Here is a 25,961-nt window from a genome sequence, read left to right on the forward strand (position 1 = left end):
CCAGCCGCCCGTCATGGGCATGTACTGGTAGAGGGGTTTGTGGTTTAAATGGCCAAAGGCTTCATTGTTAAATTGAAGAGCTGAAAAGCGAAATAGCTGAGCAGAGTGAGGCAAGCAATGACTGAACACGTTCAAGTCGGTGGCCTGCAGGTCGCCAAAGTCCTGTTCGACTTCGTGAACAACGAAGCCATTCCCGGTACCGGCCTCACCGCCGACAAGTTCTGGGCCGGTGCCGACAAGGTCATCCATGACCTGGCGCCGAAGAACAAAGCCCTACTCGCCAAACGCGATGATTTCCAGGCTCGTATCGATGGCTGGCACCAACAGCGTGCCGGCCAGGCGCACGACGCCGTGGCTTATAAAGCCTTCCTGCAAGACATCGGTTATCTGCTGCCAGAAGCGGCCGATTTCCAGGCCACGACGCAAAACGTCGATGACGAAATCGCCCGCATGGCCGGTCCACAACTCGTGGTGCCGGTGATGAACGCCCGCTTCGCGCTCAACGCCTCGAACGCCCGCTGGGGTTCGCTGTACGACGCGCTCTACGGCACCGACGCCATCAGCGAAGCCGACGGCGCGGAAAAAGGCAAAGGCTACAACAAGGTGCGCGGTGACAAGGTCATCGCTTTCGCCCGTGCCTTCCTCGACGAAGCGGCGCCATTGGCCGCCGGCTCCCACGTCGACTCCACCGGCTACAAGATCGTCGACGGCAAACTGGTGGTCGCCCTTAAAGGCGGCAGCAACACCGGCCTGCGCAACGACGCGCAACTGATCGGTTTCCAGGGCGATGCTTCGGCACCGACCGCGATCCTGCTGAAAAACAACGGCCTGCATTTCGAAATCCAGGTCGACGCCAGCACCCCGGTCGGCCAGACCGACGCGGCCGGCGTCAAAGACATCCTGATGGAAGCCGCGCTGACCACCATCATGGACTGCGAAGACTCGGTTGCCGCCGTCGACGCCGATGACAAAGTGGTGATCTACCGCAACTGGCTCGGCCTGATGAAGGGCGACCTGTCGGAAGAAGTCGCCAAGGGTGGCAAGACGTTTACCCGCACCATGAACGCCGATCGCACCTATACCGGTGTCGACGGTAACGCGGTAAACCTGCACGGCCGTTCGCTATTGTTCGTGCGCAACGTCGGTCACCTGATGACCATCGATGCGATCCTCGACAAAGACGGTAACGAAGTACCGGAAGGTATTCTCGATGGCCTGGTGACTTGCCTCGCATCGATGCACAACCTGAACGGCAACACCACGCGCAAAAACACCCGCACCGGCTCCATCTACATCGTGAAGCCGAAGATGCACGGTCCTGAAGAAGCGGCGTTCACCAACGAGCTGTTCGGCCGCATCGAAGACGTGCTGGGCCTGCCACGCAACACGCTCAAAGTCGGGATCATGGACGAGGAGCGTCGCACCACGATCAACCTCAAGGCCTGCATCAAGGCGGCGAGCGAGCGTGTGGTGTTCATCAACACCGGTTTCCTCGACCGCACGGGCGACGAAATCCATACCTCCATGGAAGCCGGCCCGATGGTGCGCAAGGCGGACATGAAGGCGGAAAAATGGATCGGCGCCTACGAGAATTCCAACGTCGATATCGGTCTGAGCACCGGCCTGCAAGGTCGCGCGCAGATCGGTAAAGGCATGTGGGCCATGCCGGACCTGATGGCGGCGATGCTCGAGCAGAAAATCGCTCACCCATTGGCCGGCGCCAACACCGCGTGGGTACCTTCGCCAACTGCCGCTGCGCTGCACGCACTGCACTACCACAAGGTTGACGTGTTTGCCCGTCAGGCCGAACTGGCCAAACGTGCGCATGCATCGGTAGACGACATCCTGACCATCCCGCTGGCGGTGAACCCGCAGTGGACCGCTGAACAGATCAAGAACGAACTGGACAACAATTCCCAGGGCATTCTCGGTTATGTAGTGCGCTGGATCGACCAGGGCGTCGGCTGTTCGAAAGTGCCGGACATCAACGACGTCGGCCTGATGGAAGACCGTGCAACGCTGCGTATTTCCAGCCAGCACATCGCCAACTGGCTGCGCCATGGCATCGTCACCGAAGAGCAGGTCATGGAAAGCCTCAAGCGCATGGCGCCAGTGGTTGACCGCCAGAATGCCGGCGACGCACTGTACCGTCCGCTGGCCCCGAACTTCGACAGCAACATCGCCTTCCAGGCGGCGGTCGAACTGGTGGTCGAAGGCACCAAACAGCCGAACGGTTATACCGAGCCGGTCCTGCACCGTCGTCGTCGCGAGTTCAAGGCGAAGAACGGGTTGTAAACCAGCTCTCTGCACAGCAATCCCCCGGTTGAAAAACCGGGGGATTTTTGTTTCTGCTTACTGCAAATGCAGAGCTATCTCCTGAAACGCAACGAGTTTGCAGCGATGTGGCGGCCTATTCTCGATGCATTCATAAACAAGGCAATCCCAAGGACCGTGATGATGAGAGCAAACAGCTTTTCGCCACCAATGGGTTCGTCGAGTACATACCACGAGGTCAAGATACCCGATATCGGAACAATCACTGACAACGGTGCAACCTGGCTCGCCGGATACTTCTCAATCATCCGGTTCCACACCCAATACCCGAATACCGTCGCCACATAGGCCTGGAACAGGACAGATGTCAGCACTGGAACTGTCATGTCCGTCAGCAACGACTGGAAAGGAGCTGCTCCCTTGACCCAGTAAGTCATTAGATATAGAGGCGGTGTTGCATACAGACTCGACCAAACGACAAAGGAAAATATATCAACCACTTTGCTTCTCTTGACCAGTACATTGCAAAGACTCCAGAACAATGCACCGAGCAGTACCAGAAAGAGCCCAAAGCTTTCGGCATCACCTTGCGTTACATGAGCAATAAACATCAGCCCCACCAACGCCATGAGAATTCCGGCCACTTGTATTGCCGTCATTTTTTCACCAAACAGCAGCACTCCCCAAATGACCGTAAAAAAAGCACTGAATTGCAAGAGCAAGGATGTCACGCCGGCACTGACACCAAGAAACATGCCATAGTTCATCAGCCAGCACATTCCGATACCAAACAGCAACCCGTAGACAATAGTTACAAAAGTGCTGACACCCTTCGGTTTCGGGATAAAGAACACCAATGGAAATGCGCAAAAAGTAAAGCGCAATGCTGTCAATAAGAACGGATCGATACCGTCAAGACTGATATCAATTACCGTATAGTTGCTGCCCCACATGACTGTCACACCGACAATAAGCACAAGATCGCGAAATTCCATTTTTTTTATCATACCGTCCTCATTGCGATACAGATCCACACAACCCAGGAAGAGTAATGGCTTGACCATTAACAGTGTCTTATCTGCAGGAACCGGCCGTAGTTTGAATACACGACAACCGCCGACATACTCAAGCCACTAAAACTGGAGAGCCGAAGTGACAACCTGGATAGTGCTACGACAGATTTTATCGAACCAGTTACGACATAAAATAAATGCCCATACTGGCCTTCAAGAACTGAAAGATATCTGAATAATCGAGAGGAAAAATAAGCTATTTGTGAGTAGCTTTTTCGCAGCGCAGACACTCAAACTTAATTACAAGTTAAACTCGCCAAAACAATTTCAACATGCAACCAACAACTGCAAGAGATCCGTTATTTAATACCCAACTCGTGTTTTACCAGGGCCAGCAATTGACCGGCATCTATCGGCTTGAGCAGAAAATCCACCACGCTCAAATGCATCGCGGCGATCGCATCCTTCACGTCGGCGTCACCCGAGACAATGATGATCGGCAATGCTGCCCGTACCGACTCGCGTACCTGGCGGATCAGTTCCAGTCCGTCTACATGGCCCATCCGCAGGTCGGTGATCAGCAAGCCGATCGTCGGCTTTTTGATCTCTGCCTCTGCCACCAGGATTTTGAGCGCCGCTTCGCCACTGGCTGCCGTCCTGCAGTGGATACCGTGCACTGCCAGAATCTCCGAGAGCAGCTCCCGGGCGTCTTTGTCGTCGTCGACAATCAGCACCCGTTGCAGCGGCAGGTCAGGCTCCAGCATGACGGCACTCAGCGCTTCACGCTCGGCGTCGCTCAAAATATCGTGGTCGGACATGGCTTTCTCTACATGTTCAGTTCAATTCCCTAGCACAGTGGTGAGACATCGCTAAGCAGATCACCAATGTGCACCTCGTCGGAAAATTTTCCAATAGGCCAGCAGAGAGGTTTTTCGCACGCTCGCGTAGGATTCTTCCGACATTTGAGGACGCTGACCGCCTACCTAGACTTACGTCCAATGGGCACCTCGGGCGCAGGGGTCGACCATGTCCGGGTCATCCGACTACAACAATTCAAAAAAGACTGCGGTAATGGTTATGAGTAAAGCGGACGCCTTCACACAGGCAGGGAAAACCGCGGTGTTGCAGAACATCCAGGGAACGTTGCAATTCCTTCAGCGCTTCCCGCCTTTCAACCAGATGGAACACGCTCACCTGGCGTATCTGGTCGAGCAATGTCAGCTGCGTTTTTACGCCCCCGGCGAAAGCATCATCAAACCCGCCGACGGCCCGGTCGAGCACTTCTATATCGTCAAGCAAGGCCGGGTCGTGGGCGAGCGTCCGCATACGGCAAAAGGCGGCAACGAAACGGTCTTCGAGATCACCACTGGCGAATGTTTCCCCCTGGCGGCGTTGCTCGGTGAACGGGCGACCCGTACCGAGCACCTGGCCGGCGAGGACACCTTCTGCCTGCAACTGAACAAGCCGGCGTTCATCCGCCTGTTTTCGCTGTCGGACACCTTCCGCAACTTCGCCCTGCGCTGCGTCAGCAGCCTGCTGGATCAGGTCAACCAGCAAGTGCAGCAAAAAGCCGTGGAAACCCTTGGCACCCAATATTCGCTGAACACCCGTCTGGGTGAACTGGCCATGCGTCACCCGGTGTCATGCGCCCCCCAGACACCGCTACGCGAAGCCGTGACGTTGATGCACGAACAACAGGTCGGCAGCATCGTGGTAGTCGACGAACACAAGGTGCCACTGGGGATTTTTACCCTGCGTGACCTGCGCCAGACCGTGGCCGACGGCAGCAGCGACTTCAACGAAGCCATCGAAAGGCACATGACCCGGGCGCCGTTCTTCCTGTCGCCGGATCACAGCGCATTCGACGCGGCGATTGCCATGACCGAGCGGCACATCGCCCATGTCTGCCTGGTCAAGGACCAACGCTTGTGCGGTGTGGTTTCCGAGCGCGATCTGTTTTCCCTGCAACGGGTCGACCTGGTGCACCTGGCACGCACTATCCGTAACGCGCAGAAGGTAGAAAACCTGGTGGCGTTGCGCGGCGAAATCGGTCAGTTGGTCGAGCGCATGCTGGCCCACGGCGCGTCTTCGACGCAGATCACCCACATCATCACCCTGCTCAACGACCACACCGTGTGCCGGGTGATCGAGCTGACCCTCGCCGAAAAAGGTGATCCCGGCGTGCCGTTCAGTTGGCTGTGCTTCGGCAGCGAAGGCCGTCGCGAACAGACCCTGCACACCGATCAGGACAACGGCATTCTGTTCGAAGCCAGGGACGCGGCCCATGCCGCCGAGATTCGCGGCAAGCTGCTGCCCATCGCCCAGCAGATCAACCAGAGCCTGGCACTGTGCGGCTTCACCCTGTGCAAGGGCAATATCATGGCCGGCAACCCCGAGCTGTGCCTGTCCCGGGCCGAGTGGGCGCGACGCTTTGCGGCGTTTATCCGCGAGGCAACCCCGGAAAACCTGCTGGGTTCGAGCATCTATTTCGATCTACGCGTCGTCTGGGGCAGCGAGCAAGGCTGTGAGCAATTGCGTCGAGGCATCCTCGATCAAGTCGGCGACAACCGTTTGTTCCAGCGCATGATGGCCGAGAATGCGCTGCGCAATCGCCCGCCCGTAGGGCGTTTCCGCGAGTTCGTGCTGGCGCGCAAAAATGGCGAAAAAGCCACCCTGGACTTGAAGATCCAGGGCCTGGCACCCTTTGTAGACGGTGCCCGGTTGCTGGCCCTGGCTCACGGTATCGAAGCGAACAACACGCTGGAGCGTTTTCGCCAGCTGGTCGCCAGGGAGGTCATCGACCCACTGGACGGCGCCGCGTACGAAGAGGCCTATCATTTCATCCAGCAAACCCGCATGCAGCAACATCAATTACAGACCCGGGAGAATTTCCCCTACTCCAACCGGGTCGACCCTGACAGCCTCAATCATCTGGACCGGCGCATCCTGCGTGAATCCCTGCGCCAGGCCCAACGCCTGCAAAGCAGCCTGACGTTGCGGTATCAGCTATGAGCCTGTTTTCATGGCTGCGTCCGCCAGGCCCCAGCCTGTCCGCCGACCTACAACAACGCCTGGAACGCTTGCCGACTGCCGGGGCCCCGGGCGAGTGCAGCCTGCGCGAGCAGCGCTGGGTGGTGCTCGATCTGGAAACCACCGGGCTGAACATGAACAAGGACCGCGTGCTGTCCATCGGCGCCGTGGTGATCGAGGACGGGGCCATCGACTTTCGCCAGCAGTTCGAACGCACCTTGCAATATCCGCAGGTAAAACTCGGCCCCAGTGTGCTGATCCACGGCCTTGGTCCCAGCGCCATTGCGGCGGGCTGCGACCCGGCCCAAGCGCTGCTCGACCTGATGGAGTTCATCGGCAACAGTCCGGTGCTGGCCTTTCACGCGCCGTTTGACCAGCACATGCTCGGACGTGCATTGAAGGACCATCTGGGACTCAAGCTGCAGCATCCTTTCCTGGACGTGGCGGATATTGCACCGCTGCTGTGCCCCCAAGCGCATATTCGCGAGGCCGGGTTGGACGATTGGATCGACTGGTTCAAGCTCGAAGTCTTCGAACGCCACCACGCCAGCGCCGACGCCCTGGCCACCGCCGAACTGGCGCTGATCCTGTTCAGCCGCGCGCGGCAACAGCAGATTCATAGTCCGTTGAACCTGCAACAGCGCTTGAGCCAGTGGAAACGCCGACAGCAGGCACCCTCCTTCTGACCTATACGCACCCCCTCTGTAGGAGCGAGCCTGCTCGCGATGAACGCCAGGACACCGCTGGGTGTCAGGCAGCCAACGTTATCGTTGACGTCCATCGCGAGCAGGCTCGCTCCTACAGGGGCCGTCACCAAAATCCCGCCCGACCAACGCCAATTGCTTACCTCCCTCGCCTCTGACAGAATCGCGAACAATTCTCGTTAGTTAACATTTCCCAATCGGTGATACGGCGTGTCGTCAGTCCCAAGCCCTCAAAGTGAGCTCGTCGGTGCGCTATATCGCGACCACCGCAGCTGGCTATTGGCCTGGCTTCGCCGCAACGTCGCCTGCCCACAGCGGGCCGAAGACCTGAGCCAGGACACTTTCGTGCGCTTGCTCGGCCGAGAGGAACTGAAGGAACCGCGCGAGCCGCGGGCATTCCTGGTGGCGATCGCCAAGGGCCTGCTGTTCGATTATTTCCGGCGCGCCGCGCTGGAACAGGCCTATCTCACCGAGCTGATGCTGATTCCCGAAGCCGAGCAACCGTCGGTGGAAGAACAGCAAATGATCCTCGAAGACCTGAAGAACATTGACCGTTTGCTCGGCAAGCTTTCCAGCAAGGCCCGGGCGGCGTTCCTCTACAACCGTCTCGACGGCCTCGGCCACGCAGAAATCGCCGAGCGCCTGGGGGTGTCGGTGCCGCGGGTGCGCCAGTACCTGGCCCAAGGCATTCGCCAGTGCTACATCGCGCTGTACGGTGAGCCGACATGAGCCCGGTCAGTTCCAAACCGGTATCGGCCAACGTGCTGGACGCGGCGATTGCCTGGCAGTTGTCCATGGATGGCGCCAACCCGGTAGAACGCGAAGAATTCGCCAAGTGGCACGCCGCCCACGAAGAGCACGCCCGCGCCTGGCGCCAGTTGGGCATGCTCGACCAGCGTTTCAGCGCGGCCAGCGGCCCGGCCCGCACCGCCCTGCTGCAATCGCGCGAAGGCATCCGTCGCCGGGTGCGCAAGCTCGGCACTGGCGTGGCGAGCTTCGTGGCGGTGATCGGACTGGCGCTGTTTGCCGGGCCACGTTACCTGCCGATCGATTATTGGCTGGCCGACCAGCGTACCGCCGTTGGCGAACAGCGCACTCTGCGCCTGGCTGATGGCACGCTGATCAATCTCAACACCCACAGTGCGCTGGATATCCGCTTCGATGAGAAGCAGCGGCGCATCGTGCTGCAGGAAGGCGAGATCCTGGTTGAAACCGGTCATGGCGATCCCCGGCCGTTCATTGTCGAAACCCGTGAAGGCAGCATGCGTGCGCTGGGTACGCGGTTTCTGGTCAAGCGTGAAGAACAAGGTACGCGCCTGAGCGTATTGCAGTCGGCGGTGGCGGCTCACCCTGAGTCCAGCCCTGACGAACAGATCCTGCACGAAGGCCAGCAGGTGCTGATCCGCAACAACGGCATGGGTCCGGTTCTGGCCGTCAACCTCGGCGCGGACGCCTGGACCCGCGGCATGCTGGTGGTGGACAACACGCGGCTGGAAGATCTGGTGAATGAGATCGGCCGCTATCGCACCGGTCATGTAGGCGTCGCGCCGGAAGTGGCCGACCTGCGCATCACCGGCAGCTTCCCGCTGCGCGACACCGACCTGGCGCTCAATGCCCTGCTGCCGACCCTGCCGGTGCAGATCGAACAGCACACGCAATGGTGGGTGACGGTGGTGGCAAAGGCCGACACCAAGCCCTGAATCCCCACACAGAACCCTGTGGCGAGGGGGCTTGCCCCCGTTCGGCTGCGAAGCAGTCGCAAAATCAGCCGATGCGGTTTAGCTGGAAAATGTGTAGGGGTCGCTTCGCGACCCAACGGGGGCAAGCCCCCTCGCCACAAAAGCGCATGGTCTCAAATGGATAACTGAATCGAAATTATTTTCATCCAGCCCTATCACTTTCTGATTTTCGTTCGGCACACAGGCAATTGAGAAATATTTCCATTCAGGAGCCGCTGTATGTCCCGTTCGCTAGACACCTTGTTGCGCCCCAGTTTGCTGGCGGTCGCCATTGCCCTTTGCACCCCTTTGGCCAGCAGCCAACTGATCGCCGCTGAACAAGCGTCCAGCGTTCGCGCCTACAACCTGCCAGCCGCACCGCTGGCCAGCACCCTGAACCAGATCGCCAGCCAGGCCGGCCTGGCCCTGTCGCTGAATCCGTCACTGGCGGCGGGCAAGACGTCGGCACCGGTCCAAGGCCAGTTCGACGCGGCCGGCGCCCTGCGCGAAGCCCTGCGTGGCACCGGGTTGCAACTGGAACAGAGCAGTGCGGGCACCTACAGCCTGGTGGCTGTGCCCGAGGGTGTGTTGGCCCTGCCGGCGACCAGCGTGATCGGCGTGGAAGACACTGAAAGCGCTTGGGGCCCGGTGCAGGGCTACCTGGCCAAGCGCACCGCCGCCGGCACCAAGACCGATACCGCGCTGGTCGAGGCGCCGCGCTCGATTTCGGTCGTCACTCGCGAGCAGATGGACGACCGCAACGCACATACCCTCGATGACGCCGTGCGCTATCTGCCGGGTATCACCGCCAGCAGCTACGGCAGCGACACCCGCGCCGACTGGTTGCGCGTGCGCGGTTTCGAGCCGACTCAATTCCTCGACGGCCTGCCGCTGCCAAAAGGCGTGTACGCCAACCCGAAACAGGAAACCTGGAACCTCGACCGCCTGGCACTGCTGCGCGGCCCGGCCTCGTCCGTGTACGGCCAGACCCCGCCGGGCGGCCTGCTGGACATGGTCAGCCGGCGCCCGAGCGCCGAAGCCAGCAGCGAGGTCCAACTGCAATACGGCAGCGACAACCATCGCCAGATCAACTTCGCCAGCACCGGCAAGATCGACGACGAAGGCCGCTTTCTCTACGGTGTGAGCGGCGTGGTGCGTGACGGTGGCACCCAGATCGATCATATCGATGACAAGCGCTACAACATTGCACCAAGCCTGACGTGGAACATCGACGAAGACACAAAATTCACCCTGCTGACGCAGTTCACCCGTGACGATACCGGCGTGACCAGCCAGTTCTACCCGATTCAGGGCACCAAGATCGACATGCCGTTCGGCAAGATCTCGCACCACAAGAACCTGGGTGATCCGGACTACGACTTCTACGACCGCACCTATTACGCACTGGGCTATGCCTTCGAACATCGCCTGAACGATGTATGGCAGTTCCGCCAGAACCTGCGCTACACCAAGTCGGATCTGTCGTTCCAGACGGTTACCGTCAACAGCTACTTTCCGTCCATCGGGTTTGTCGTAGACGACGAAGGCAACACCGGGCGCGGCACCACCAATGTCGACGAGGACATCAGCCAGTTCGCCGTGGACAACAACTTCCAGGGCGACTTCGCCACCGGTGACATCCAACACACGCTGTTGATCGGCCTGGACCACCAGCGCAGCAACACCAACTACACCTCGATCTTCGGTGGCGCACCGGCCATCAACGTCAACAACCCGGTCTATGGCTTGCCGATCACTCGTCCACCACGCTCCTCGGCGTTTTACGACTATGACCAGAAGACCCACCAGACCGGTCTGTACGTCCAGGATCAAATGGCCCTCGATCAATGGCGCCTGACCCTCGGCGGTCGTGAAGACTGGGTCCATACCGGGACCAAGTTCTTCAACAAGGGTGATGCCACCAACACCGAGCGCGACAAGAACTTCAGCGGCAACGCAGCGATCAGCTACGTGTTCGATTCGGGTTTCGTGCCTTATCTGTCCTACGCCGAATCGTTCCAGCCGGCCAGCAATGCCGTCGCCTCGCCGACCGATTCGTTCAAGCCGACCGAAGGCAAGCAATGGGAACTGGGTATCAAGTACCAGCCACCGGGCAGCAACACGCTGTTGACCGCAGCCGTGTATGACCTGACCCAGAAAAACGTTTCCGTCACCAACAACGTGGGTAACGTGACGATCACCAGCCAGACCGGCGAAGTGAGAGTCAAAGGCCTGGAACTGGAAGCTGTTTCCGACGTGACCGAGAACCTCAAGGTCACCGCCGCCTATACCCTGGCCAAGTCCGAAGTGCAGGACGGCGCGTTCAAGGGCAATCGCCTGCAGCTGATGCCTAACCAGCAAGCATCGGTATGGGGTGACTACACCTGGCACAACGGCGTGCTCGACGGCTTCGGCATCGGCGCCGGCGCGCGCTACACCGGCAATACGTATGGCGACGAGGCCAACACCTGGCTGGGCAAGGCCGACGCCTACACGGTGTTCGACGCCGCGGTACACTATGACCTCGGCCGCCTGGACAACAGCCTCAAGGGCGCTTCGCTGGCCGTTAACGCAACCAACCTGTTCGACAAGGACTACATCTCGACTTGCGACAGCTTCTACTGCTACTACGGCGACCAGCGCAGTGTCGTCGCCAGTGCAACCTACAAGTGGTAACGCGTTGAGCTGACACGCCCAATGATCAGGCCGTCCTTCGTGGACGGCTTTGGTTTTTCTGAAGGCCATGAAATGAAAAGTAAAACAATTCGCCGCTGGTCCGCTGTCCATACCTGGACCAGCCTGATTTGTACGGTATTTCTGCTGATGCTGGCACTGACCGGCCTGCCGTTGATCTTTCACCACGAGATCGACCACTTGCTGGGCGATGCGCCGCAAGTGAAGGAAATGCCGGCGGACACCCCACGCCTGAATTTGCAGCAGCTGGTAGAGGCGGCCCAAAAACATCGTCCCGGTGAAGCCATGCAGTACTTCGGCTTCGAGGACGATGAACCCAACGCGGTGCTGACGATCATGGCCGCGACCGCCGGCACCGAACCGAACTCGTCCCACACGTTCATGCTCGACGCCCGCACCGGCGAAGCGCTGGAAACGCCATCGGCCAATGGCGGTTTCATGCTGACCATGCTGCGCCTGCATGTGGACATGTTCGCCGGCTTGCCGGGCAAATTGCTGCTGGCGTTCATGGGCATTCTGTTCGTCGTGGCGATCGTTTCCGGCACGGTGCTGTACCTGCCGTTCATGCGCCGCTTGAAATTCGCCACCGTGCGCCAGGACAAATCCACGCGCCTGCGCTGGCTCGACCTGCATAACCTGATCGGTGTGGTGACCTTGACCTGGGCTCTGGTGGTCGGCGTGACCGGCGTAATCAGTGCCTGCGCCGACCTGATCATCGCTGCGTGGCGCAACGACAGCCTGAGCGCCATGGTCGCACCGTACCGTGATGCGCCGCCGCTGACGCACCTGGCGCCGGCCACCCGCTTGCTCGACATCGCCAGGGACGTCGCGCCGGGCATGCAGGCGGACTTCATCGCCTTCCCCGGCACGCGCTTTTCCAGTGAGCACCATTACGCGGTGTTCATGAAAGGCAGCACGCACCTGACCTCGCACCTGCTGACGCCGGTGCTGATCGACGCCAGCACCCTGCAAGTCACTGCCGTGGCCGAACGCCCCTGGTACATGGACGCCATGGGCATGTCGCAGCCGCTGCACTTCGGTGACTACGGCGGCATGCCGATGCAAATACTCTGGGCGACCCTCGATGTGCTGACCATCATCGTGCTCGGCAGCGGCGTTTATCTGTGGGTGGTGCGGCGCAAGGCGGTAAAACCCGTGGCGGAAAAAGCGGAGAGCGTGGCATGAAGCCCCGGCAGTCGAACTTCTGGAAGGTCTTTGCCATTCCAACCGTCATCGCGCTGCTCAGTGCGGCGGGGCTGTTTGCCGCGTTGCTCGGGGATGGTGTGTGGGACTCGCTGAGTTGGCTGGGCTTGGGCATCCCCGCAGCCCTGGCCCTGCGCGGCCTCTTCCAACGCCGTTAACCCCCTGTGGGAGCGAGCCTGCTCGCGAAAGCGGTGTCTCAGTCGCCATTGATGTTGGTTGACACACCGCTTTCGCGAGCAGGCTCGCTCCCACAGGTACAGCGGCAAGTCTCAACTATTCGCCAGTCATACGATAACCACACTCCCCGCCCGTCGCCTCCCCCTGCAAATTCCCTGACATATTTGTTGACAGTTTTACCCTTGCACTCCTATAAAGGCGCATGTTGTACGACAACCTACAACAAATGCGGCACCAAAAATAAATCCAAGAAAATGATGGTGAAGTGATGAAAGTCAAAGGCATCCGCTGGTGGATGGTCGGCCTGGTGACGGCCGGCCTGATGGTCAACTACCTGGCTCGCAATACCCTGTCAGTGGCCGCTCCGACCCTGATGAGCGAAATGAACATCTCCACCGAGCAGTACTCGCACATCGTCGTCGCCTGGCAGGTGTGCTATGCACTGATGCAACCGGTGGCCGGCTACATCATCGATGCCATCGGCACCAAAATGGGCTTCGCCATTTTCGCCTTTGCCTGGTCGATTGCCTGCGCGCTGGCGGCCCTGGCGACCGGTTGGCAGGGCCTGGCCTTTGTCCGCGGCCTGCTTGGCCTGACCGAAGCGGCGGGATTGCCGGCGGCGGTCAAGACCTCCACTGAATGGTTCCCGGCCAAAGAGCGCTCGGTGGCCATCGGCTGGTTCAACATCGGCTCTTCGATTGGTGCGGTACTGGCGCCGCCGCTGGTGGTCTGGGCGATCCTGCACAGCGGCTGGGAACTGGCGTTCCTGATCGTGGGCGGCCTGGGCGTGGCCTGGACCTTTTTGTGGATGGTGCTCTACAAACATCCGCGGGATCAAAAGCGCCTGAGCGATGAAGAACGCGACTACATCCTCAGCGGCCAGGAAGATCACTTCAAAGACCCGACCACGAAAAAAGGCAGCTGGAAAAAGATCATCGGCAGCCGCAACTTCTACGCCATCGCCAGTGCACGCATGCTTTCGGAACCGGCCTGGCAGACCTTCAACGCATGGATTCCGCTGTACCTGATGACCGAACGGCACATGAACATCAAAGAGATCGCGATGTTCGCCTGGCTGCCGTTCCTCGCCGCCGACCTCGGCTGCGTACTCGGCGGCTACCTGAGCCCGTTCTTCCACAAGTACTGCAATGTGTCGTTGTTCACCTCGCGCAAGATGGTCCTGCTGTTCGGCGCCTCGTGCATGATCGGCCCGGCCTGCATCGGCCTGGTGGCCAGCCCGTACACCGCGATTGCGCTGCTGTGCATCGGCGGCTTCGCTCACCAGACCTTGTCCGGCGCGTTGTATGCGATCACCTCTGACTCGTTCGGCAAAAACGAAGTGGCCACCGCCACCGGCATGGGCGGCATGTTCGGCTACCTGGGCGCCGCCGCGTTCACGCTGGTGTTTGGCGTGATGGTGACCAAGATCGGCTATAGCCCGCTGTTCGTGGTGCTGGCGATTTTCGACATCATTGCCGCGTTCATCGTCTGGACGGTTGCCCGTGAGATCAAGCCCCGGGCCGCTACAGGCCCTGAAGCCGGGCAGACGCTGCAACCCGCCAGCTAAAACGCAACCCCTGTAGGAGCGAGCCTGCTCGCGAAGGTCGTTAACGATGACGCAGGGCACCTGACACCACGCGGCGCCCTCAGGTTTTTCGCGAGCAGGCTCGCTCCTACAGGTGACGGTGATCTTGAGCTATCGCATCAACGCGCTATGCTGCCCGACACTGCCACCGATCGAGACGCTGCCATGTCCGCCCCGAGCATGACCCTGTACCACAACCCGCTCTCTCCCTTCGTTCGTAAAGTCATGGTGCTGTTGCACGAAACCGGTCAACAGAACCGCGTGGCGTTGCAGACCAGCGTGCTCACCCCGGTCAACCCGGACTTGACCCTGATCGAAGATAACCCGCTGAGCAAAATCCCGGCCCTGCGCCTGGCCGACGGCAACATCATCCACGACAGCCGGGTCATCCTAGACTACCTCGACCACCAGCACGTCGGCAACCCGCTGATCCCCCGCGAAGGCTCGGCGCGCTGGCGGCGCCTGACCCTCGCTTCGCTGGCCGACGGGATCATGGACGCGGCCGTGCTGGTGCGCTACGAAGTCGCTCTGCGCGCCCCGGAAAAGCACTGGGACGAATGGCTCGACGGCCAGCGCGACAAGATCCGCCGTGCCCTGGCATTGCTGGAAAAGGACGCGATCGCCGAGCTGACCTGCCACTTCGACGTCGCCGCGATCAGCGTGGCGTGTGCGTTGGGTTACCTGGATCTGCGCCATCCGGATCTGGATTGGCGTGCAACCAATCCGCAACTGGCGGCGTGGTATTTCGAGGTGAGTCAGCGGCCTTCGATGATTGCGACGATGCCCAAGGTTTAAATCTTCGCTGACGGTACCGGCCTCATCGCGAGCAGGCTCGCTCCCACATTGGATCGTGTTTTGTATTCACTGCAGAACCCTTGTGGGAGCGAGCCTGCTCACGACAATTCCAACGCGGTTCATCCGGCAACCACTGCAAAATCCGCGTCACCAACACCTCGCTCCAACGCTGATCCTCGCGCAACCCCAACGACCGGCTCATTGCACTTCCCCCACATCGAACGCCAACGGTTTGGCCGTTTTCTGCCCGATCCCGTACCAGTCCAGCTTGCGGGTCAGCACCATGAACACACCCAACAAAGCGAACAGCAGCAACGAGCCCATCAGCAGTGCGTAATCCTCGGCGCTCAACACGCCATAAAGCAGGCCGTACAACGCCGCCAGCCCTGCGGAGAAACTCAACCCGTTCACGACGCTGCGCAGGACATGGCACACGTAAAAACCGATCAACACCACGCAACCAGCCGCCGACAGCAGATACGCCAGGCCAAAACCGATGTGTTCGGACAACGACAGCAACAGCAGATAGAAGAACGCCAGGGCCACCCCCACCAAAGCGTATTGCACCGGGTGCACGGCCAGGCTTTTCAGCACTTCGAAGAGGAAGAAACCGGCGAACGTCAGGACGATGAACAGCAGGGCGTATTTGATCGCCCGGTCGCTTTTCAGATACTGGTCCACCGGGTCGATGAAACTCACGCCAAAGCTGCGGCCACTGAAGGCTGTGCAGTCACCACCGGTGACGCAAGTGCTCAAGGCCTCCTGCAGATTGGTGGAGAAAAACGATGCCTGCCAGTTGGCGGTAAATCCCTGATCGGTCACTTCACGCTGGGCCGGCAGGTAGTTGCCGATGAAGCTTGGGTGAGGCCAGTCGGCACTCAGCGAAACCGTGCTGGTCTTACCCACCGGCAATACCTGCAACACGCCCGTGCCTTGCAGGCGCAAATCAAAACCGAAGTCCAGCTCCGCAGCCTGTTCTGTCTTCAGCGCCGGCAGCGTCACGTGCACACCCTCACCCAGCCAGCCGACCTGGCTTCCGGGAATGAAGTCCAGGCGCTGGCCGTCAAGTTCGAGTTTCAAGGCATTTTCGATGCCACGGATGTCGCTGATGCCGACGGCAAGAAACGGTTGGTCGAACTGGTAATCGGCAAAGTCTTCCTTGATACCGAGCCGCGCCGGCAACGAAAAATGCCCACTGATGCGATTGTCGGCATGAAACAGCCGCGCCTGGTAAATCCCCCGGGAGCGCAACTCGGTCTGCACCTGGCCGTCGAGTTCGAAACGTTCCGGCAGGAAATACAGACGACCACGCTCTTCGCCGATGTCTTGATAGCGCTCGTTGGTTTTTTCACGGGTCTTCCAGGTGCGCACCACCTTGCGATACGGCACCACCATCAACGGACCGCTCACCTGCTGGCTGAAGCTGGAACTGCGGGCGATGTCGTCGAGCACGCCGTCACGCAGTTGCTGACGGTCGCGTATCACGCCGTTGATCATCAGGAGTGGAATCAGCAACAACACAATCAACAGGGCAATTGCCCCGAGTTTTAGGGTCAGGCTACGGTTCATGGGACTCTCCCTGTTTTGGATGGGGAAAGTCTGGATTCAGTGTGTGATGGGGTTATGGGGGGAATATGGAGATTGTGTGGAGATTCGGCCGCCCCCATCGCGAGCAAGCTCGCTCCCACACTGGATCTTCTGTGAACACAAGTTCTGCGCACAATATAAATCAACTGTGGGAGCGAGCTTGCTCGCGATGGCCGCGACTCGGTGTCAAGGCAAGCGCAACTTGACTTCCACCCCGCCGTCGACATTGCCGATGCTCAGGGTACCGCCATGCAGCTTGACCACTTCCTCGACGAAGTTCAGGCCAAGCCCGGTGCTTTTGCGTCCGCTGTCCGGTCTCGGCAGCGAGTAGAAACGCTCGCTCAACCGTGGCAACGCATAGTCGGGAATGGCCTCGGCCTGATTGAACAGCTTGAACTCGACCTGCTCGCCCACCCTCTGCGCACTGAATCCCATCATGCCTTGGACCGGGGTGAAATCCAGGGCGTTTTCCAACAGGTTGCCCAACGCCTGCCGCAACAAAAACGGCTCGCCACAGAGCGTCAGGTCCGCGGCAATTGTCTGCTCCACCTGCAACCGACGGGTTTCGATTCGCGCCGCCTGAGCACTCAGCAATTGATCCAACAATGCACCCAGCGGCACCTCGACGCGTTCTTCCAGACCCTGGCGCTGCTCGACTTGCGCCAGATTCAGCAACCGCTCGATCAGCTGCTGCATGCGTGCACTTTCGCTGTCGATGTTGCCGACGAAGCGTTGTCGCTGCGCCAGAGGCATATCGCCTTGCAACAGCTCCGCTGCGCCACGAATGGCTGCCAGCGGACTCTTCAGTTCATGGGTCAATGTGTGCACGTAACGCTCGACATAGGCCTTGCCTTCAAGCTGTGTGCGCATCTGCTCAACCGCAGTGGCCAACTGTTCCAGTTCTCCGCCGCGATAGTGTGGCACTTCGACCCGCCGGCCTTCACTGACGCCCTGGGCGTACGCCGTCAATCTGCGCAACGCGCGGCTCAGCCACCAGGACAACAACGCGCCGAACAACAGACCGAGACCGATCAAGCCGGCGCCATAAGCCAGCAGCCGGCGCTCCGTGCGGTCCACATAAGGCTGCAGCGAACTGTTGGGCTTGGCCACGCTGACCACGCCGATGATCTGGCCATTGTCGCGAATCGGCGCACCGACGTGCATCACCGAAGACCCCGGATCGTCGGGATCATTGCGCGTGGAGCGGGCACCGTATTCGCCGCGCAGCGTCAGGTAGACATCGTTCCAGCGCGAGTAATCCTGCCCCACCGCCGTCCCGCTGGAGTCCAGCACGACGATGCCCCTGGCGTCGGTGACGTAGATACGGTGGTTGACCTGATTCTTCGGCAAACCCCAGATTTTCGCCGCCGGCTGCCGCTCACCATAGGCCTTGAGCAGTTCCGGCCAGCGGTTCTGGTTGAGGCTGCCGGCCTTGAAGTCGTCACGCAGGATCTCGGCCATCAGGTTGGCGGTATCGACCAGGGTTTCTTCGGTGGACTGGCGAACGCCGGGGCGGATTTCCTGCATGACCGTGTTGAGCACAAAGTAGCCCGTCAGGCCGATGAACAGTGCGTAGACCAGGAAAATCCGGATTCCCAGCGGCATCAGCTTTGTCCCGGGCTGTAGCTGTAGCCGAGGCCGCGGTGGGTCTGGATCGGTTCGGCGTCAGCCTTCACCAGGCGCAGTTTGGCGCGCACGCTCTTGATGTGGCTGTCGATGCTGCGCTCGTAACCGGCGTCGGCGGCCACGCCCACCGCATCGAGCAACTGTTCGCGACTGAAGACCCGCTCGGGTTGCTCCAGCAGGCATTGCAGCAGGCGGAATTCATGGCGGGTCAGGGTCAGCGATTGACCGCGATAGCTGATTTGCACACGTTCGCTGTCGATGCGAAACAGCGCCGCTGAAGGTTCGCTCGCCGTACGCGGTGCCATACGCTTGAGAATCGCCCGGACGCGCGCCGCCACCTCCCGGGGACTGAACGGCTTGACCACATAATCGTCGGCGCCGATTTCCAGGCCCACGACGCGATCGATCTCGCCATCGCGGGCACTGAGGAACATCACCGGCACTTCGCTGAAGCGCCGCAGTTGCTTGCAGGTTTCGAAGCCGCTGATGTCCGGCAGGCCGATATCGAGAATGATCAGATCCGCCGGAGTCTGGCGCTGATGCTCCAGCGCGGCCGCGCCGAGGCTCAGCCATGTGGTGGTGAACCCCTCGCTTTGCAGGGCGAAAACCAGGGTATCGGCAATGGCCGCTTCGTCTTCGACAATCAGGATATGAGGCATGGCGTCCGAGCCCGGCAGGGATGTGGGCGAACGGTGCCCCAAGCCTCACACCTCGTCAATCAGCAATCGGGCTTGTTCGCGGTAAACCGCCGCGCCGGGTTCACCGCCGCGCCGAACTCGCGCAACGCCTTGGCGCCAATCAGCAACGGGTAGTTGAAGCTGCTGCGGTCGGTGAGGTTGACCTCCACGGTGCGCTTGACGTTGCCCAGGCACAGCTCCAGATCGACCACCGGACGCTTGGTCGGCGCGGCGGTGTCTTCATCTTCGTCCTCTTCGGAACGGGTCTTGATCTTGCTGATGCGCGCGACCTTGTGTTCATAGACCTTATTGCTCGCGTCCTTGGTGGCGAGACGGAAACGCACCCAGTCTTCGCCGTCGCGGGTGAAGGTTTCGATGTCCTTGGCCGACAGCGACGCCGTTAGTGCGCCAGTATCCATCTTGGCCTTGAGCACTTCACCGCCGATTTCCGGCAGCGCGATGTATTCGTAACGCCCATAGAGGGTGGGCTCGGCGGCCATGACCGGCAGGGCGACAAGGGTAAGCACTGCAAGGAGGGATTTCACGTAATGGGCTTCCATGAGAGTGAACAGCCGGATTTTAGACCGTTGTCAGCTTGATCGTTCCCACAAGGTTAGCGACCCGCAAGTGAAACATTCGTCACCACCGATTTGGCCTGTTGCCCGAAGCTGCTTATCATGGCGCGCCCAACCGCTTCCACGAGTGACTTATGCGCCGCCTGCTCACCGGCTGTTTCGTGACCCTGCTGCTTCTGCTCAACACCCTGGTCCTGATCGGACCGCTGATGGTGTTTGCCCTGCTCAAACTGGTCCTGCCCGGCCGTTTACGCGACTACGCGTCCTGGGCGGTGATGTGGATCGCCGAAACCTGGTCGGAAATCGACAAACTGATTTTCCGCGTCTGCATCCCCACCCAATGGGATATCCGTGGCGGTGATGACCTGCGTCGCGACACCTCTTACCTGGTGATCAGCAACCACCAATCCTGGGTCGACATCCCGGCGCTGATCCAGACGCTGAACCGGCGCACGCCGTTCTTCAAATTCTTCCTCAAGAAAGAGCTGATCTGGGTGCCTTTCCTGGGCCTGGCATGGTGGGCGCTGGACTACCCGTTCATGAAGCGCTACAGCAAGGCGTTCCTGGCGAAGCACCCGGAACTGGCGGGCGAGGATCTGCAGATCACCAAACAAGCCTGCGAGCTGTTCAAGCGCCAGCCGGTGACGGTGGTCAACTATCTGGAAGGTACGCGTTTCACCGCAGCGAAAAGCGCTCAACAGCAGTCGCCATTCACTCACCTGCTCAAACCCAAGGCTGGCGGTGTGGCGTTCGTGCTGGCGGCGATGGGTGAACAGCTGGACGCCATTCTCGATGTGACAGTGGTCTACCCGCAGCAAAAGATCCCGGGGTTCTGGGATCTGATCAGCGGCAATCTGCCCAGGGTCATCATCGACATCAAGACCCGCGAACTCGACCCGGCGCTATGGCAGGGCAATTACGAAAATGATCCGCTGTTTCGCGAGAAGGTCCAGAACTGGGTCAACCAGCTCTGGATCGAGAAGGACCGGCGCATCGACGCCTTGCGCGCCGGGCGCCACTGAATCAGCTACCGGCGCCAGCGCCCCAGATGCTGCCCAGGCTGCTCAGCAACGAACCGCCGACGCCCTGCTGACCGAAGTATTGCAGGAGCACCGGGGCAAACTGGCCGATCATGCCGCTGTCCATGCCCAGGGCGCTGAAGGCGTTGTTCAGGTCGTTGGTGTCCTTGACGTTGCCAAGGGCGTTATCCAACCCTGCAGCTTTGCCGCTGGAACCGAGCAGGCCGGCCAGCGCGCCCAACTCACCGCCGCCCGAGAGTATGTCGATGCCCGGCACGCTTTTGGCCAGTTCCGAGTAATCGGTCGAACTCAACTGATTCTTCGCCAACCCCAGCATCGCCCCGGCGCCGCCGACGGCTTGCTGTGGGGTGATGTTCAGTTCACTGAGGGTGCTCAGCAGATCGGCTGTCTGCGGCGTCGGTGCGGCAGTCGCAGCCGCGTCACCGCCCTTCATGCCCGCAATCGCGCTGGCCGCATCGCTCAGGTTGAACTGTGCAAAAGCCGGGCTGACCACCAGGCTCAAGAGCGATGCCAGGGCAAAACCGCGTAAATCCTTCATTCAGACATCCTCTATGAACACCGCCCGGCAATGGGCGGCGAAAAACTGTGTATTGGACCGGATTCCCCGGACATTGTTCCCGCCCCCTCTATGGGAGCGAGCCCGCTCGCGATGAACTCCAGGGCAACGCGTTGATTCAGGAAGTATGCGTTAGCGTTGACGTCCATCGCGAGCAGGCTCGCTCCTACAGGGAAAATCCCCTGCCCTGCATCCAGTCTGGCTTCTCCCGCGTATATCAAGCACGGACAGACACTCCTGGCCGATTCTCATCACAAGGATCATCACCATGAAACGCACTTCGATCAAAACGCCATTGATTGCCAGCCTGCTGACCCTGGCCCTTGGTGGCGGACTCGTCCTCAACACCGTGCAAGCAGCGGACATGGGCCACGACACCGTCACGGTCGGCGGCCAGGCCATGTTGCCGAGCAAGGACATCGTCGATAACGCGGTGAACTCCGCCGATCACACCACCCTGGTCGCCGCGGTAAAAGCTGCTGGCCTGGTCGACACCCTCAAGGGCAAAGGCCCGTTCACCGTGTTCGCCCCGGTCAATTCGGCCTTCACCGCCCTGCCCGCAGGCACCGTCGACACCCTGCTCAAACCGGCCAACAAGGCCACGCTGACGCACATTCTCACCTACCACGTGGTCGCCGGAAAACTCGATATGAAGACCCTGGTCGAGAAAATCAGGGCCGGTGGCGGCAAGGCCGAACTGACCACTGTGGCCGGCGGCAAACTGTGGGCAATGATGAACGGCCCGCACAACATCACCATCAAGGATGAAAAGGGCGACATCGCCGACATCACCACTTATGACGTGTATCAGTCCAACGGGGTGATTCAGGTCATCGACAAAGTGCTGATGCCCAAAGGCTGAGCCGTATCGCCGTCCCTGTGCATCGGGGGCGGCGATCCTTTCGAGCGGTTCGCCGTGAATGGAACAACCGGGCACTGTGAACTAACCTCTGCCTGCCACCGCCCCCTTGCCCAGCCCTGCGGGAGAACTGCTATTCCCACCGTCGACGCCGATCAGCTCAGGCAACTGCTGGCCCAGTGTTCATTGGGCGACCGCCGCGCGTTCGAGACGCTGTACCGCAGTGTCGGCCCCCGCCTGCACGGGGTAGCGCTGCGCTTCATGGGCCGTCCGGACCTGGCCGAAGAGGTGCTGCAGGAGAGCTTCGTGCGCATCTGGAACAATGCATCGCGCTACGAAGCGCATCTATCAGCGCCTCTGACCTGGATGATCAACATCACCCGTCACCAGGCCATCGACCAGTTGCGCAAACACCGTGACCGGCCATTGAGCGATGTCGAAGAACAGATGCTCATGGATGAAAGCCCGTCGGCCCATGAGCAACTGGACAGTGCCCGTGAAGCCCGCGCCCTGAACCGCTGCCTGGACACCCTCGAAGGCATGCAGCGCCAGTCGATTACCGTCGCCTACTTCCAGGGGCTGTCGTGTGCGGAACTCGCCGAACACCTGGCCGCGCCGTTGGGCTCGGTGAAGTCCTGGATCCGTCGCGGCATGGAACGCCTGCGCAGGTGCCTTGAATCATGAACTATCAAACCCCGACCCTGCGTCGCGCCCTCGCCGCCGACTACGCCATTGGCTTGATGCCCGCCACCGCGCGTCGGCGTTTCGAACAGCTGTTGCTGGAAGACGCCACCTTGCGCGCGGAATTGGCCCAGTGGCAGGAAAGCCTGGCCAGCCTGACCGAAACCCTGCCGGAGCAACCGGTGCCGGATCGCGTCTGGCAAGGCATCACCGCGCGGATCGAACCACAAGAATTGCACGTGCCGCACAAGCGGCCGTTCTGGAATTGGCTGCGAGTGACGGCTGCGGTGTGCTCGCTGCTGATCGCCGTAACCCTTGGTGTGATCTACACCCGCGACGATGCCCACTACAGTGCGACCCTGGCCGGCGCCGACGCCCAGCCGGCATTGCGTGTTCTGGCCCATGCCGATTACCTGCAATTCGAACCGCTGACACTGGCAGCGATAGAACCGGGGCAAAGCCTGGAGTTGTGGGCGATTCCGGCGGACGGCAAACCAATTTCCCTCGGCGTGATCCCGGCGGGCGGCAAAGGCAAAGTTGAGCTGAGCGACGCGCAAAAAACGCTGATCGGCAAGCCGATTGCGCTGGCGGTCAGCCTTGAACCGAAGGGCGGTTCGCCGACCGGACAGCCAACAGGACCGGTGCTATACCAAGGGGCGTTGGCGACGTTGTGATTGTCCTTGTGGCGAGGGGGCTTGCCCCCTCGCCACAGGGTGTGGTGTACCCCCCCCAACGTAAAACAACCCAAACAAAAACGGCGACCCGAAGGTCGCCGTTTTTATATTGCCTGAAGGCTTACGCCGCACTGAACATCTTGTGCGGATCGATCACAAACTTCTTCGGCACGCCGGCATCGAACTCGCCATAACCCTGCGGTGCCTGATCCAGGCTGATCACCTGGACACCCACCACTTCGGCGATGTTGATGCGGTCCCACATGATCGCTTGCATCAGCGCACGGTTGTACTTCATCACCGGGGTCTGGCCGGTGTGGAAGCTGTGGGACTTGGCCCAGCCCAGACCGAAGCGGATGCTCAGGCTGCCCATTTTCGCGGCAGCGTCGACAGCGCCCGGGTCTTCGGTCACGTAGAGGCCGGGGATACCGATCTTGCCTGCCACCCGCACCACGCCCATCAACGAGTTGAGCACGGTGGCCGGGGCCTCGTGTTTCACGCCGTCATGGCCGTGGCCACGGGCTTCGAAGCCGACGGCGTCGATGGCGCAATCCACTTCCGGCTCGCCCAGCAGCGCGGCGATCTGTTCGTGCAGCGGCGTGTCCAGGGACAGGTCGGCGATCTCGAAGCCCTGGGCCTTGGCGTGAGCCAGGCGCACGGTGTTGACGTCACCGACGATCACCACTGCCGCGCCGAGCAGGCGAGCGGATGCGGCCGCCGCCAGACCGACCGGACCGGCACCGGCGATGTACACCGTGCTGCCTGGGCCAACGCCGGCGGTCACGGCACCGTGATAGCCGGTTGGCAGGATGTCGGAGAGGCAAGTCAGGTCACGGATTTTTTCCATGGCCCGATCGCGATCCGGCAGTTTCAGCAGGTTGAAGTCGGCATACGGCACCATGGCGTATTCGGCCTGGCCGCCGGTCCAGTCGCCCATGTCGACATAACCGTAGGCACCTCCCGGACGCGCCGGGTTGACGCTCAGGCACACGCCGGTGTGCATCTCTTTGCACGAACGGCAGCGCCCGCAAGCGACGTTGAACGGTACGGACACCAGGTCGCCGATTTGCAGGTTCTCGACGTCGCTGCCCTTCTCGATCACTTCCCCGGTGATTTCGTGGCCCAGTACCAGGCCGGTTTGAGCGGTGGTACGACCGCGCACCATGTGCTGGTCGGAACCACAGATGTTGGTGGAAACCACACGCAGGATGACGGCGTGGTTAATCTTCCTGCCACGCGGGTCCTGCATTTTCGGATAGTCGATTTTCTGTACTTCGACCTTGCCAGCGCCGAGATACACCACACCACGATTGCCAGACATGCTTTCACCTCGCTGTTGTTGTTATGGAACCGCGTTGCCCAGGCAGGCAGCGCGTTAAGTGCTCGGGTTATTGCCTGTGTTGTCTGTTAGGGCCTCATCGCTGGCAAGCCAGCTCCCACAGTGGTCGGGTTGTACACAAACTCTGCGAACGACATAAAACCCTGTGGGAGCTGGCTTGCCAGCGATGGCGATCTAGAGAACGACTGTTCTGTTCGCGTTAAGGAACACACGGCGTTCAATGTGATAACCAACAGCCCGCGCCAAAGTCAGCCCTTCGATATCCCGCCCCTTGGCAATCAGATCCTCGGGGTAATGACTGTGATCCACCGCCTCGACGCCCTGGGCAATGATCGGCCCTTCATCGAGGTCGTTGTTGATGTAGTGCGCCGTGGCGCCCACCAGTTTCACGCCCTTGTTGTAGGCCTGGTGATAGGGCTTGGCGCCCTTGAACCCGGGCAGCAGGGAGTGGTGGATATTGATCGCCTTGCCATCGAGCTTGCGGCACAGTTCCGGCGACAGCACTTGCATGTAGCGCGCAAGGATCACCAGCTCCGCACCGGACTCTTCAATGACCTGCCAGACCTGACGCTCTTGCGACGGCTTGTCGTTCGGGTCCAGCGGGAAGTGGTAGTACGGAATCTGGTGCCAGTCAGCCAGTGGCTTGAGGTCCGGGTGGTTGGAGACCACGGCGGCCACGTCCATCGACAACTGGCCGATGCGCTGGCGATAAAGCAAGTCGTTGAGGCAGTGATCGGCCTTGGAGACCATGATCACCACTTTCGGCCGATAGTTCGGCGCGGTCAGTTCGAAATTCATGCCAAAGGCGTCGCCACGTTCAGCCAGCCCCGCACGAAACGACTGCTCGTCGAAATCATCGGGTTGGCGGAATTCCACTCGAATGAAGAAACGGCCCGAAAGCCGGTCATCGAAGGAATGGTGCTCGGTGACGTAGCAGCCCTGCTCGAACAGAAAGCGGGTCACCGCATCCACCGTGCCGAGTACGCTGGGGCAGTCGGCGGTCAGAATCCATGTGTCTGGGGCGCGGCTCATAGTGCGGTGACTCCTGTGAAATCGGTGGATGCCTACTGTAGGAGCGAGCCCTGCTCGCGATGGACGTCAACGATGACGCGTGCTTCCTGATTTAGCGCGTCGCTCTCAAGTCCATCGTCGGA

General features: G+C 60.5%; 23 protein-coding genes. 14 read left to right on the forward strand and 9 right to left on the reverse strand.

Annotated elements, in window-relative coordinates; all coding sequences use genetic code 11:
- The first annotated feature begins 117 nt into the window (after positions 1 to 117).
- On the forward strand, positions 118 to 2,295 hold the full coding sequence (locus AB4O16_RS14020; protein ID WP_460157937.1) for a malate synthase G: 2,178 nt from the start codon (positions 118 to 120) through the stop codon (positions 2,293 to 2,295).
- A gap of 74 nt (positions 2,296 to 2,369) precedes the next feature.
- Here the strand turns inward: AB4O16_RS14020 and AB4O16_RS14025 are convergent, their stop codons facing one another.
- The gene (locus AB4O16_RS14025; RefSeq protein WP_460157938.1) at positions 2,370 to 3,338 is read right to left on the reverse strand and encodes an EamA family transporter; all 969 of its coding nucleotides are present in this window, start codon (positions 3,336 to 3,338) and stop codon (positions 2,370 to 2,372) included.
- Between the two features lie 308 nt (positions 3,339 to 3,646).
- Positions 3,647 to 4,105, reverse strand: coding sequence for a response regulator (locus AB4O16_RS14030; RefSeq protein ID WP_460157939.1), 459 nt, complete (start codon positions 4,103 to 4,105; stop codon positions 3,647 to 3,649).
- A 253-nt stretch (positions 4,106 to 4,358) separates the two neighbouring features.
- On the opposite strand from AB4O16_RS14030, the gene AB4O16_RS14035 reads away from it, so the two are divergent.
- The 9 genes from AB4O16_RS14035 (at position 4,359) to AB4O16_RS14075 (ending at position 15,193) form a co-directional block, all read left to right on the forward strand.
- On the forward strand, positions 4,359 to 6,299 hold the full coding sequence (locus AB4O16_RS14035) for a putative nucleotidyltransferase substrate binding domain-containing protein (protein ID WP_460157940.1): 1,941 nt from the start codon (positions 4,359 to 4,361) through the stop codon (positions 6,297 to 6,299).
- Positions 6,296 to 7,003 (forward strand): 3'-5' exonuclease, encoded by a 708-nt coding sequence (locus AB4O16_RS14040; RefSeq protein WP_160388446.1) that lies wholly within the window; start codon positions 6,296 to 6,298, stop codon positions 7,001 to 7,003. Before AB4O16_RS14035 ends, AB4O16_RS14040 begins: the two co-directional genes overlap by 4 nt.
- 228 nt (positions 7,004 to 7,231) lie before the next feature.
- Positions 7,232 to 7,750: an RNA polymerase sigma factor gene (locus tag AB4O16_RS14045; RefSeq protein ID WP_160388447.1), complete on the forward strand. Its 519-nt coding sequence runs from the start codon at positions 7,232 to 7,234 to the stop codon at positions 7,748 to 7,750.
- Positions 7,747 to 8,721 (forward strand): FecR domain-containing protein, encoded by a 975-nt coding sequence (locus AB4O16_RS14050; RefSeq protein WP_460157941.1) that lies wholly within the window; start codon positions 7,747 to 7,749, stop codon positions 8,719 to 8,721. Before AB4O16_RS14045 ends, AB4O16_RS14050 begins: the two co-directional genes overlap by 4 nt.
- Before the next feature lie 258 nt (positions 8,722 to 8,979).
- Complete coding sequence (locus AB4O16_RS14055) at positions 8,980 to 11,415, forward strand: TonB-dependent siderophore receptor (RefSeq protein ID WP_160388449.1); 2,436 nt, start codon at positions 8,980 to 8,982, stop codon at positions 11,413 to 11,415.
- Positions 11,416 to 11,487: 72 nt separating this feature from the next.
- A complete protein-coding gene (locus AB4O16_RS14060) occupies positions 11,488 to 12,618 on the forward strand; it encodes a PepSY-associated TM helix domain-containing protein (protein WP_460157942.1) in 1,131 nt (376 codons plus the stop codon).
- Positions 12,615 to 12,794: a hypothetical protein gene (locus tag AB4O16_RS14065; protein WP_460157943.1), complete on the forward strand. Its 180-nt coding sequence runs from the start codon at positions 12,615 to 12,617 to the stop codon at positions 12,792 to 12,794. Before AB4O16_RS14060 ends, AB4O16_RS14065 begins: the two co-directional genes overlap by 4 nt.
- Positions 12,795 to 13,081: 287 nt before the next feature.
- Positions 13,082 to 14,380 carry an MFS transporter gene (locus tag AB4O16_RS14070; protein ID WP_160388452.1) on the forward strand — a complete coding sequence of 433 codons (1,299 nt, stop codon included), beginning with the start codon at positions 13,082 to 13,084 and terminating at the stop codon, positions 14,378 to 14,380.
- Between the two features lie 183 nt (positions 14,381 to 14,563).
- Positions 14,564 to 15,193, forward strand: a complete 630-nt coding sequence (locus AB4O16_RS14075) for a glutathione S-transferase family protein (RefSeq protein ID WP_460157944.1) — start codon at positions 14,564 to 14,566, stop codon at positions 15,191 to 15,193.
- Positions 15,194 to 15,391: 198 nt separating this feature from the next.
- Here AB4O16_RS14075 and creD read toward each other — a convergent pair whose 3' ends face one another.
- The 4 genes from creD to rloA2 form a co-directional block, all read right to left on the reverse strand.
- The gene (creD, locus tag AB4O16_RS14080) at positions 15,392 to 16,762 is read right to left on the reverse strand and encodes a cell envelope integrity protein CreD (RefSeq protein ID WP_460157945.1); all 1,371 of its coding nucleotides are present in this window, start codon (positions 16,760 to 16,762) and stop codon (positions 15,392 to 15,394) included.
- 204 nt (positions 16,763 to 16,966) lie between these two features.
- Positions 16,967 to 18,385, reverse strand: coding sequence for a two-component system sensor histidine kinase CreC (gene creC / locus AB4O16_RS14085; protein ID WP_460157946.1), 1,419 nt, complete (start codon positions 18,383 to 18,385; stop codon positions 16,967 to 16,969).
- Complete coding sequence (gene creB, locus AB4O16_RS14090; protein WP_460157947.1) at positions 18,385 to 19,065, reverse strand: two-component system response regulator CreB; 681 nt, start codon at positions 19,063 to 19,065, stop codon at positions 18,385 to 18,387. The genes creC and creB overlap by 1 nt, the downstream gene beginning before the upstream one ends.
- Positions 19,066 to 19,124: 59 nt before the next feature.
- On the reverse strand, positions 19,125 to 19,628 hold the full coding sequence (rloA2, locus tag AB4O16_RS14095; protein WP_160388457.1) for a retropepsin-like aspartic peptidase RloA2: 504 nt from the start codon (positions 19,626 to 19,628) through the stop codon (positions 19,125 to 19,127).
- 164 nt (positions 19,629 to 19,792) lie between these two features.
- On the opposite strand from rloA2, the gene AB4O16_RS14100 reads away from it, so the two are divergent.
- Positions 19,793 to 20,680, forward strand: coding sequence for an acyltransferase (locus AB4O16_RS14100; protein ID WP_460157948.1), 888 nt, complete (start codon positions 19,793 to 19,795; stop codon positions 20,678 to 20,680).
- Position 20,681: 1 nt separating this feature from the next.
- Here AB4O16_RS14100 and AB4O16_RS14105 read toward each other — a convergent pair whose 3' ends face one another.
- Positions 20,682 to 21,236 (reverse strand): DUF2780 domain-containing protein, encoded by a 555-nt coding sequence (locus tag AB4O16_RS14105; protein ID WP_460157949.1) that lies wholly within the window; start codon positions 21,234 to 21,236, stop codon positions 20,682 to 20,684.
- A gap of 286 nt (positions 21,237 to 21,522) precedes the next feature.
- On the opposite strand from AB4O16_RS14105, the gene AB4O16_RS14110 reads away from it, so the two are divergent.
- Genes AB4O16_RS14110 through AB4O16_RS14120 form a run of 3 tightly spaced genes read left to right on the forward strand, consistent with a single transcriptional unit; the run spans position 21,523 to position 23,468 of the window.
- Entirely contained in the window at positions 21,523 to 22,116 is a 594-nt protein-coding gene (locus AB4O16_RS14110; protein WP_160388460.1) for a fasciclin domain-containing protein, read from the forward strand.
- Positions 22,117 to 22,170: 54 nt separating this feature from the next.
- Complete coding sequence (locus AB4O16_RS14115) at positions 22,171 to 22,797, forward strand: RNA polymerase sigma factor (protein ID WP_160388461.1); 627 nt, start codon at positions 22,171 to 22,173, stop codon at positions 22,795 to 22,797.
- Positions 22,794 to 23,468 (forward strand): anti-sigma factor, encoded by a 675-nt coding sequence (locus AB4O16_RS14120; RefSeq protein ID WP_160388462.1) that lies wholly within the window; start codon positions 22,794 to 22,796, stop codon positions 23,466 to 23,468. The genes AB4O16_RS14115 and AB4O16_RS14120 overlap by 4 nt, the downstream gene beginning before the upstream one ends.
- Before the next feature lie 121 nt (positions 23,469 to 23,589).
- On the opposite strand, the gene fdhA is transcribed toward AB4O16_RS14120, so the two are convergent.
- Together fdhA and purU are read right to left on the reverse strand one after the other, a co-directional pair.
- Positions 23,590 to 24,789 (reverse strand): formaldehyde dehydrogenase, glutathione-independent, encoded by a 1,200-nt coding sequence (gene fdhA / locus AB4O16_RS14125; RefSeq protein ID WP_103396677.1) that lies wholly within the window; start codon positions 24,787 to 24,789, stop codon positions 23,590 to 23,592.
- Positions 24,790 to 24,981: 192 nt separating this feature from the next.
- Positions 24,982 to 25,839, reverse strand: a complete 858-nt coding sequence (gene purU, locus AB4O16_RS14130) for a formyltetrahydrofolate deformylase (protein ID WP_160388463.1) — start codon at positions 25,837 to 25,839, stop codon at positions 24,982 to 24,984.
- Positions 25,840 to 25,961: the final 122 nt, after the last annotated feature.

The organism is Pseudomonas sp. S2_H10 (genome assembly GCF_054668285.1).

Coding starts and splice junctions, on each gene's coding strand:
- AB4O16_RS14020 (WP_460157937.1), top strand. CDS start 118: ATGACTGAACACGTTCAAGTCGGTGGCCTGCAGGTCGCCAAAGTCCTG.
- AB4O16_RS14025 (WP_460157938.1), bottom strand. CDS start 3,338: ATGGTCAAGCCATTACTCTTCCTGGGTTGTGTGGATCTGTATCGCAAT.
- AB4O16_RS14030 (WP_460157939.1), bottom strand. CDS start 4,105: ATGTCCGACCACGATATTTTGAGCGACGCCGAGCGTGAAGCGCTGAGT.
- AB4O16_RS14035 (WP_460157940.1), top strand. CDS start 4,359: ATGGTTATGAGTAAAGCGGACGCCTTCACACAGGCAGGGAAAACCGCG.
- AB4O16_RS14040 (WP_160388446.1), top strand. CDS start 6,296: ATGAGCCTGTTTTCATGGCTGCGTCCGCCAGGCCCCAGCCTGTCCGCC.
- AB4O16_RS14050 (WP_460157941.1), top strand. CDS start 7,747: ATGAGCCCGGTCAGTTCCAAACCGGTATCGGCCAACGTGCTGGACGCG.
- AB4O16_RS14055 (WP_160388449.1), top strand. CDS start 8,980: ATGTCCCGTTCGCTAGACACCTTGTTGCGCCCCAGTTTGCTGGCGGTC.
- AB4O16_RS14060 (WP_460157942.1), top strand. CDS start 11,488: ATGAAAAGTAAAACAATTCGCCGCTGGTCCGCTGTCCATACCTGGACC.
- AB4O16_RS14065 (WP_460157943.1), top strand. CDS start 12,615: ATGAAGCCCCGGCAGTCGAACTTCTGGAAGGTCTTTGCCATTCCAACC.
- AB4O16_RS14070 (WP_160388452.1), top strand. CDS start 13,082: ATGAAAGTCAAAGGCATCCGCTGGTGGATGGTCGGCCTGGTGACGGCC.
- AB4O16_RS14075 (WP_460157944.1), top strand. CDS start 14,564: ATGTCCGCCCCGAGCATGACCCTGTACCACAACCCGCTCTCTCCCTTC.
- creD (WP_460157945.1), bottom strand. CDS start 16,762: ATGAACCGTAGCCTGACCCTAAAACTCGGGGCAATTGCCCTGTTGATT.
- creC (WP_460157946.1), bottom strand. CDS start 18,385: ATGCCGCTGGGAATCCGGATTTTCCTGGTCTACGCACTGTTCATCGGC.
- creB (WP_460157947.1), bottom strand. CDS start 19,065: ATGCCTCATATCCTGATTGTCGAAGACGAAGCGGCCATTGCCGATACC.
- AB4O16_RS14100 (WP_460157948.1), top strand. CDS start 19,793: ATGCGCCGCCTGCTCACCGGCTGTTTCGTGACCCTGCTGCTTCTGCTC.
- AB4O16_RS14105 (WP_460157949.1), bottom strand. CDS start 21,236: ATGAAGGATTTACGCGGTTTTGCCCTGGCATCGCTCTTGAGCCTGGTG.
- AB4O16_RS14110 (WP_160388460.1), top strand. CDS start 21,523: ATGAAACGCACTTCGATCAAAACGCCATTGATTGCCAGCCTGCTGACC.
- AB4O16_RS14120 (WP_160388462.1), top strand. CDS start 22,794: ATGAACTATCAAACCCCGACCCTGCGTCGCGCCCTCGCCGCCGACTAC.
- fdhA (WP_103396677.1), bottom strand. CDS start 24,789: ATGTCTGGCAATCGTGGTGTGGTGTATCTCGGCGCTGGCAAGGTCGAA.
- purU (WP_160388463.1), bottom strand. CDS start 25,839: ATGAGCCGCGCCCCAGACACATGGATTCTGACCGCCGACTGCCCCAGC.